This window comes from Oleiphilus sp. HI0061 (genome assembly GCF_001635675.1).
On record NZ_LWFE01001054.1, the window covers coordinates 1 to 8,465 of the forward strand.

The following is an 8,465-nucleotide window of genomic DNA, read 5'->3' on the forward strand; positions in this document are numbered from 1 at the left end:
ATATCGAAGGTGAAACGCTGCCTATTATTTAATACAGTGTAAAAGGTTTATCTTAAAAAACCATTTTGTGCCAGAAAGGCCTTATCCAAGTTGCCTTCCGTTTTCTGTTCAGTGACATCAGAAGAGCCTACCTGTAATAGGCGCTCAGCATAACGAGCCATCAAATCAACCTCTATATGAACTGATTGGCCAACCTGATAAGCGTCGATAGTCGTTTCGCCTGCCGTGTGTGGCACAATATTCAGCGAAAAGCCTTCTGCTAACAGCCCGGTTACCGTGAGGCTAACCCCATCAACCGTTACCGAGCCTTTGTTTGCAATATAGCGGCGAATTTCTTCTGGACTACGAATATCAAAACGAATCGAGCGTCCATCCTGCTTTCTGGCAAGCACTTGACCCACACCATCAACATGACCACTTACCAAATGGCCACCTAAACGTGTCGATAAAGTCAGCGCTTTCTCTAAATTAACCTTCGTACCCGCTTGAAACTCTTTGAGATTAGTATGCACCAAGGACTCTGCCGATACGTCTGCAGTAAACCCTTTTGAGTTCAAAGTTACTACCGTTAAGCATACGCCATTTACCGCAATACTATCGCCTAGCTTTACGTCCGACAGATCCAAATTGCCTGTCGAAATAGTTAAAACAAGGTCTCGCCCTTTTGATTCTGATCGCTCGATCACACCAAGCGCTTCAATAATTCCTGTAAACATCGCTTATCCAATCCTTTACGCTAGCGAGAGCCTGACACTTCAGCCGGCATATAAATCATTCGAATGTCCTGACCAACCAGCCTCAAGTCTTTTAAGTCCAGATCAATACTCTCAGACATTTTATCTAAACCAAGTTCAGCAAGCGGTCGAGCTTTACTTCCTAATAATTTTGGCGCCATGTAAACCAAGAGTTCGTCCCACAAACCCTGTTCAATAATGCTTCCCGCTAACAAGGCTCCAGCCTCTAGTAACACCTCATTGCACTGAAGCTCAGCTAATTTGGACATCACTTCTTGCAGCTCACTATGCGCATCATTTGAACTTGATGCAGAAGACAAGCGAAGCACATCAACAAAACCAAGCTGAGACACCTCCTGCGCTTCCTGGCTTAGCTCACTGGCCTCTGAAACACACCACAATATAGGCGTTTCCTGTTCTAATAGTCGAGCAGTCTTAGGCAAGCGAGCCTGACGATCAAGAATGACACGCAAAGGCTGAATTTTTTCAATTTCTCGGGACCATTCAGGATCAAGACCCAGTTCACTAGCTCTAACCGTTAGGGCTGCATCATCATGAAGAATGGTACCAATGCCACTAATAATAGCAGAGCTTCGGGCACGCAAACGCTGTACGTCAGAACGTGCAGCCGGGCCAGTTATCCACTGACTTTCCCCGGACTCCATGGCGGTACGACCATCAACACTGGTCGCCATTTTAATCCGAAGATAAGGCAAACCAGTTTCCATTCGCTTAATAAAGCCTTGATTAAGTGCCCGCGCCTCAGCTTCCATCAAGCCATAGCGTACTTTTATTCCCGCATCCTCCAGAAGTTTAAAGCCTCGACCTGACACCTCAGGATTCGGATCCAGCATCGCAGCAACCACCTCAGATACTTGAGCATCAATTAAGGCTTTAGCACAGGGAGGTGTTCGACCAAAGTGGCTGCAGGGTTCCAAAGTAACGTAAGCTGTCGAACCTTGCGCGAGTCCTCCCGCTTCAGCGAGGGCGTTTACCTCTGCATGCCCTGTTCCGGCCTTCTTATGCCAACCACGCCCCACAATTTGACCGCCCCTCACCAAGACACAACCTACCCGTGGGTTTGGCTGGGTTGTATACACCCCTTTATTGGCCAAGCGCAAAGCTTCAGCCATATAGTGAGCGTCATCTATTGAGAAAGCACTAAGCGTCATTTTTGGTATTCTCAGAACGAGCTAGCCGATCAACTTCTTCCTTAAATTCATTGATATCCTGGAAACTACGATAGACAGAGGCAAAACGAACATAAGCCACCTCATCCAGGCGACGCAGCTCTTTCATCACTTCTTCACCAATAGCAATCGCTTTTAGCTCTCTCTCGCCTGTTGCTCTCAATCGGGCCTTAATGTTATTGATCGCGCTTTCAATCGCCTCAATACTGACGGGGCGCTTTTCCAAAGCCTTGGTGAAGCCTCTGTTGAGCTTGTCCTCATCAAAAGGTTGACGAGTGCCATCCTGCTTAACCACTCTCGGCATCACCAGCTCAGCAGTTTCAAAGGTAGTAAAGCGTTCTTTACAAGACAGGCATTCACGGCGACGGCGAACCTGGCCGCCATCGGCAACCAGTCGAGAGTCGATAACTTTTGTATCCGTCGCACTACAGAAAGGACAATGCATCAAAAAACCTTTTGATTCAGAAGAAAGGCCAATTCAGAGCAGCAAGCCAACTAAACCACTAACAGCTGGCAGGCCAAAGGTGCAGAAATGAGGAAACGCCTCATCACCGCACCGGGTTAACTATTTATGCGTATACTGGGAAGCGAGCACAAAGGTCGATAACGTCCTTCTTAACACTTTCAATAGCAGTCGTATCTTCAGCATCTTTAACCAAAGCGTCAATTACGTCACACATCCAGCCCGCTAGTTGCTGACACTCGGCAGCCTTAAAGCCACGACGGGTTACCGCTGGCGTACCGATACGCAAGCCACTGGTCACAAAAGGTGAGCGTGGGTCGTTAGGTACTGCATTTTTATTCACTGTAATATTCGCTTTGCCTAGTGCAGCGTCAGCATCTTTACCCGTGATATCTTTGCTGATCAAATCTAGCAGGAACAAGTGATCGTCAGTGCCATTTGATACCACATCAAAGCCACGCTCCTGGAAAACTGCAACCATCGCCTTGGCATTCTCAACAACTTGAGACTGGTAAGACTTGTACTCATCTGACATAGCTTCTTTAAAGCACACCGCTTTAGCAGCTATTACATGCATCAAAGGGCCGCCCTGGCTTTCAGGGAATACAGCAAAGTTTAATTTCTTCTCTAGCGCTTCATTTGCCTTCGCCAGAATGATACCGCCACGGGGACCACCCAAGGTTTTGTGAGTAGTAGACGTTACTACATCAGCGATGCCAACTGGGCTAGGATAAACACCCGCCGCAACCAAACCGGCAATATGCGCCATGTCTACGAATAAGAATGCACCGACTTCATCAGCAATATCACGAAAACGCTGCCAATCAACAATACGAGAGTAGGCAGAAAAACCTGCAACAATCATCTTTGGCTTATGTTCACGAGCAAGCGCTTCAACCTGATCGTAGTCGATTTCACCCGTTTGCTCATTCAAACCGTACTGCACGGCGTTATAGATACGACCGGAAAAGCTTACTGACGCACCATGCGTCAAGTGACCGCCGTGAGCCAAGCTCATTCCCAATACCGTATCGCCGGGAGAGCAAAGCGCCATATAAACAGCAGCATTGGCTTGCGAACCTGAATGAGGTTGAACGTTTGCGTAGTCAGCACCAAACAACTCTTTAGCACGATCAATCGCTAGCTGCTCAACCACGTCAACATGCTCACAACCACCGTAGTAACGCTTACCCGGATAGCCTTCAGCATACTTATTCGTTAATGCAGAACCTTGAGCCTCCATCACGCGAGGGCTGGTGTAGTTTTCTGATGCAATCAGTTCAATGTGTTCTTCTTGACGCGTTGCTTCAGCAGTAATTGCATTTGCTATTTCATCATCAAAGCCAGCTATAGTCATATCACGAGTAAACATTCATCGCCTCTATCATTCAGGAAAAAATAAGCCTCAAAACGGTCATTCCCTAGTCATTCTTCAACTCTTGTAATGAGCCATATAGAGTGAACAGAATTTGATCGTTCAAAAAAGCGCCATTTTATACGATTATTGTGTGAACTTCATCAATCATTTTTGTCGAAAATAATGTAACACAAACACTAAGCTGACTAAGCCAACAGCGCCCGCAACAACAAAGGTAGAAAAATACCCCAACATGCCAGCCAAGAGACCTCCCAGAGCCGCCGCCAAACCAGAGACCAAGACTTGAATACTGGCCTGAACGGTAAAGTCTGCACCTTCATGTCCGGAACGACATTGCGCCATCATCAGCGAGAAAAGGGCTACTGTAGACATGCCGTCGACTGCTTGCTCGAATATACTTAGACCATAGACCCCAAGAATCCCAACCCAGTGCAGGTCCACTAGCGTATAGAGAGCAATTCCCACAGCCTGGGCCAAGCCAGCAATAAGCATCATATTCTTTGCCCCCAGACGAAGGTATAAATACCCGCCTAAAGCAGCCCCCAGCAAACCCGCAATAGAAGACCATAAAGTGATCGTTGCCAAGTCCCCTAGCGAGAAGCCACTATCGATCAGCAAGGGCTTGATCATTACCGAGCCTAAGGAGTCTGCCAGTTTATAGGTGATTAGCACCAATACCCAAGCAAGCATATTTGAACGCTTAAAAAAGCCCTTGTAGACAGTTAGAGGCAATGCCCTAGCCATGCCTTTATCAGCAACACCTGCATCAAAGTTATTGGTCACCTTTGGGTAAACAGGGATAGCTCCAGTGAAGATTGGCAACATTAGTAGAACTAACAACAAGGCCATAAGCTGCATACTCAGACTCCAACCAAAGTGGTCTATCCCTAGTAACAAGCCGCTACCACTTAAAATCATTCCCAACTTAAAACCTGTTACCTGGACACTGTTTCCGATTCCCCTGAAACGCTCTGCTAGAACTTTCACAGCCAAACCGTCGGTTGCAATATCCTGAGTCGCGGCCGAGGTATTCACCAGTAGAATTCCGATGAGAAAAATAACAATCAAGGGGCCAAACAAGCTTTCATAGTTAGACATAGAAGCTAATAAGAGCAATCCGACAAGCAATAACTGCATCGCTACTATCCAGGTTCGATGCACGCCTATACGAGCCCAACCGATACGATCAACATAGGGAGCCCAAATAAACTTTAAAGCCCATGGCAAGGCAAGGAGTTTGATCAGTCCGATATATTCCAGCGACACGCCCTGGTCTCGCATAATGGCCGGAAAAGCATGAGCTAGCACTCCCGAAGGAAGGCCTTGAGAAAAGTACAGCGCAAACAGGACGGCTAGGCTGGCGACGGGCACGTTATATTCTCCTAAATCATCGATCTTGACGAGCAGCTCTTGCCATCAGCGTACTGACAAAGAAGCTCAAATGCGGGCAAAACTATCATCCAAGCGACCTACTTCACAAGCCCATATTTTTGTCTAAATCGTCATTTTTGCTTCACAAAACTGTCACACCCAAAAGCTAGCCTGAGCTCCAAATAAGGTGAGATGCAAAACAGTAAACATTTCGAAACTTTATCGATGCCAGTTAGGAGACACACTATGCAAGCACATGAATCTCAGAACCCGAGCACTTTTGAGCAAGAAAATTCTCTGGAAGCCATCCATGTAGACTTTATGGATATCGCTCACGAACTTCATCAAAAGCAAAGCGAATCAAAGAAAAAAGATCGTGCAAAGCGCCGCTCCCAAGCAAGAAGAGCAATTGAAGATCATCAGGAGAAAAAGCGTTTAGAGGCAGAGCTTAAAGAGTGGTGGGACGATTTATAACGTTCGTTTTGGCCCAATAGCTAGGCGCTACAGGATTACCAAGTCGCCCTCGTTACCTTGGTCCTCAACTGGTCGACGGCCTTCAGTTAAATAAAGAGCATCGTTGTGGAAGTCTACGTATAGGTGGCAGTCCATCACGCTATCGGTTATTTCACTGCTAATGGAAAAGTGACGAACAATCTCTTCACCATCGCAGTGAAAGTGTTTCATATCTGACTTACTCATCACCTCGGGCAAACCGATAGCCAACCGACAATTATGCTGCACCAAGCTATTTTTTATTCTACCTAGAAAACGGTTGGCCAATTCACAATTCCAATCTTCTTGAAAACTTGGGTCACCAATTCTATCTACATCAACTATCGGCATAGTTTACGCTAATAGTAAACGCGGTGTTTTTAATAGCAAAGAAATTGTCAGGTCTTCAGAGCCTGCCGTAATATACGAAGCCATCACTTCTCGGGAATATGAACTTCTATCCGTTACTTCTATTTGACAGCCCAAGCTTTCAAACTGCTTAACACAAGCTGCATCAAATATTTCGGTAATCAGCGCTTTTGCTTGTTCGCTCATAATTCATCTAAACCCAATTTGGCTAGTTGCACCCAAAAAACAAAAGCATACCAAGACTATCCATTTGTTCAGTGTAACCAAAGCATAGCGACTTTCCTATTATTTGCATACTGACGTGAACTTGAAGACATTTCTACTATACTTCTTTAATGCCATCGCACCACGTCACCATATTTCGGAAGTTTGAATGACGTCTCCCAAAAAACTGACTATTGGGCTATTTTTTCTCTGCACTCTACCTTTTTTACCTAATATGCTAGGAATTGACTTTGGCGCTGCGCCGACAAAAGTCGATATAGTGACAACACAAAGCTCGATGCTGGAAGCGCTGCAGGGAGCTATCCTACATACCATTCTCGAATGGAGCGCAATTTCTATTGCCTGTATCGGCGCTATCTTTGCGTTTGTTCATTACTACTATCATCGTAATATTACACTCCCTATCATGGGGCTTGCATTGCTCTCGGCAGCATCGATCGACATTTTTCATACCTTGGCATCAGCAAGAGTGATCGATGCTCAAGCCCAGAACACTGATTTTATTCCTTTTACCTGGGCGCTTTCCCGCCTTTTCAATGCTTCAATCATGACCGTCGGGGCGGCACTAAGCTTATGGGCTTTGTATCACAGCAATAACCCCCCCTGTACAAGCATCTAAAGCTACTTCCTTTAGCGATAGTTTTTTTGTTGGTTCGGCCTTCGTAAGTGTTTATCTAGCCTCGGTGAGCGAAAACCTACCGCAAACCACTTTCCCTGGCGAATTGATAAGCCGCCCCTATGACATCCTTCCACTAGCGACATACTTATTAGCCGCCACATTGTTCTGGACCTGGTTTCAGAAAGAACGCGACCCCGTCAGCCTGGCGTTTTTATTAAGCTGCATTCCAGAGTGCNTAACCCAACTGCATGTGGCATTCGGCTCTACGCAACTTTTCGATAACCATTTCAATATCGCTCATATACTGAAAATTGTTGCTTACCTTTCTATGCTAGCAGGCATAACTCGCAGCCTAATTTTCAACACCGCCACCTCATCAACAGATAGCGGCCCCCGCGAAACACCCCCTCTTACACATCAACATATCAGAACTTCAAAAACTGAACGTGCGAAGCGCCCTATAAGTCTACTAATCCCCTCAGTTACATTCTCTTTAACACTCATTGTCGGCACCATCATCAGTATTTCTGTGTATCTGGATCATATCGCCCAAATAAAGAAAAAGAACCTACAGGAGCTTGAGCACGAAGCTGAGATGCTTGAGTCGAGCTATCAATCCATATTTCAAAGAAGTGCCCAAGACTTAGTTTCCCTGGGCAAGCACTATGCCATTCAAGCCTATGTGCAAGGAGGCATCACTGAGTCTGAGCCAGTCAATCGCACTCTCGAACACTACTTGCTTTTAAATCCAGGCGTAGTAAATATCAAGCTAGTCGCCAAAAGACCGGACAGTGTAATTGGCTGGGAAGTTCTTTATACAAGCCACAAGGCTGACAGCAAGAGCGGAGAGGAAAGCTCAGACACCTTTCTAACAAGAGACCTAGCTACACTGAAGCAAAGTGGCAAGTTAAAATCGGGGGAGATTTACTTTTCTGATATCTACCTAAGTCCAGATCTAGTTGAGCTGGAAACAGAAAAGGTCTTTTCAAGCGTTTCAAACGCGTTATTCAAGGTTCTGGACGATACAGCCAGCTATGTATTAATCGCAACGCTTAAGCCAATGGCTATTATCTCTGGTTTGCCTCGCTACAATAGCAATAGACAGTTCTATATCAGTGACGCTGAAGGTGAATATCTTTATCAGGAAAGCTCTTCAGATAATAGTTCATCATCACATGATAAAAACTTACTTAGAGATTTCCCCGAGCTCACTCAGCACTTTCAGTCAGGCACCAACAAGCTGACGTTTACGCAGTTAAAAGACAGTACCAATACTAAATACTCTGCGTATTACAAAGTATTAAAAGGTGGTGCGACTTATGGCAGCCCACAACTCCATATTCTACTATCATCCTCACATCAACAGCTTGCATTAGCTCTGGAAGGAACTCGCAACAAAAGCCTGCTTATAGGTTTATCGCTAGCTTTAGTTGCCTTAACGGCTGCCATTTTAATCTCTCGCAGAATTACCCGCCCTCTCTCGAGATTGACTGAAACACTCGAACGCTATGAGCAAACAGGCGAAATTGACTACCTACCCGTGAACGAGAATAACGAAGTAGGTATTTTTGCCAGAAGCTTTCATAAAGCCCTACAGAATATTGACGCCTCAATAAATGAACTA

9 protein-coding genes are annotated in these 8,465 nt (G+C 45.7%); 2 read left to right on the forward strand and 7 right to left on the reverse strand.

The genetic code is table 11. From position 1 onward, the window contains the following. Positions 1-47: 47 nt before the first annotated feature. The 5 genes from A3735_RS14245 to A3735_RS14265 all read right to left on the reverse strand — a co-directional run bounded on the left by A3735_RS14245 (position 48) and on the right by A3735_RS14265 (position 5,136). On the reverse strand, positions 48-716 hold the full coding sequence (locus A3735_RS14245) for a riboflavin synthase (RefSeq protein WP_068511372.1): 669 nt from the start codon (positions 714-716) through the stop codon (positions 48-50). 20 nt (positions 717-736) lie between these two features. Then, on the reverse strand, positions 737-1,906 hold the full coding sequence (gene ribD, locus A3735_RS14250) for a bifunctional diaminohydroxyphosphoribosylaminopyrimidine deaminase/5-amino-6-(5-phosphoribosylamino)uracil reductase RibD (protein WP_068511370.1): 1,170 nt from the start codon (positions 1,904-1,906) through the stop codon (positions 737-739). Then, the gene (gene nrdR / locus A3735_RS14255; protein WP_068509328.1) at positions 1,896-2,369 is read right to left on the reverse strand and encodes a transcriptional regulator NrdR; all 474 of its coding nucleotides are present in this window, start codon (positions 2,367-2,369) and stop codon (positions 1,896-1,898) included. The genes ribD and nrdR overlap by 11 nt, the downstream gene beginning before the upstream one ends. A 124-nt stretch (positions 2,370-2,493) precedes the next feature. Further along, a complete protein-coding gene (gene glyA / locus A3735_RS14260) occupies positions 2,494-3,759 on the reverse strand; it encodes a serine hydroxymethyltransferase (RefSeq protein ID WP_068511369.1) in 1,266 nt (421 codons plus the stop codon). A gap of 150 nt (positions 3,760-3,909) precedes the next feature. After that, positions 3,910-5,136: an MFS transporter gene (locus tag A3735_RS14265; protein ID WP_068511367.1), complete on the reverse strand. Its 1,227-nt coding sequence runs from the start codon at positions 5,134-5,136 to the stop codon at positions 3,910-3,912. Positions 5,137-5,382: 246 nt separating this feature from the next. Here A3735_RS14265 and A3735_RS14270 point away from each other — a divergent pair, with 246 nt between their 5' ends. Beyond that, entirely contained in the window at positions 5,383-5,610 is a 228-nt protein-coding gene (locus A3735_RS14270) for a PA3496 family putative envelope integrity protein (protein ID WP_068511365.1), read from the forward strand. A 27-nt stretch (positions 5,611-5,637) separates the two neighbouring features. Here A3735_RS14270 and A3735_RS14275 read toward each other — a convergent pair whose 3' ends face one another. Continuing rightward, on the reverse strand, positions 5,638-5,979 hold the full coding sequence (locus A3735_RS14275) for a hypothetical protein (RefSeq protein WP_068511364.1): 342 nt from the start codon (positions 5,977-5,979) through the stop codon (positions 5,638-5,640). 3 nt (positions 5,980-5,982) lie between these two features. Continuing rightward, on the reverse strand, positions 5,983-6,183 hold the full coding sequence (locus A3735_RS14280; protein WP_068511361.1) for a hypothetical protein: 201 nt from the start codon (positions 6,181-6,183) through the stop codon (positions 5,983-5,985). Positions 6,184-6,370: 187 nt separating this feature from the next. Here A3735_RS14280 and A3735_RS14285 point away from each other — a divergent pair, with 187 nt between their 5' ends. After that, positions 6,371-6,841, forward strand: a complete 471-nt coding sequence (locus tag A3735_RS14285; protein WP_068511358.1) for an MASE3 domain-containing protein — start codon at positions 6,371-6,373, stop codon at positions 6,839-6,841. The last annotated feature ends 1,624 nt before the right edge of the window (positions 6,842-8,465 follow it).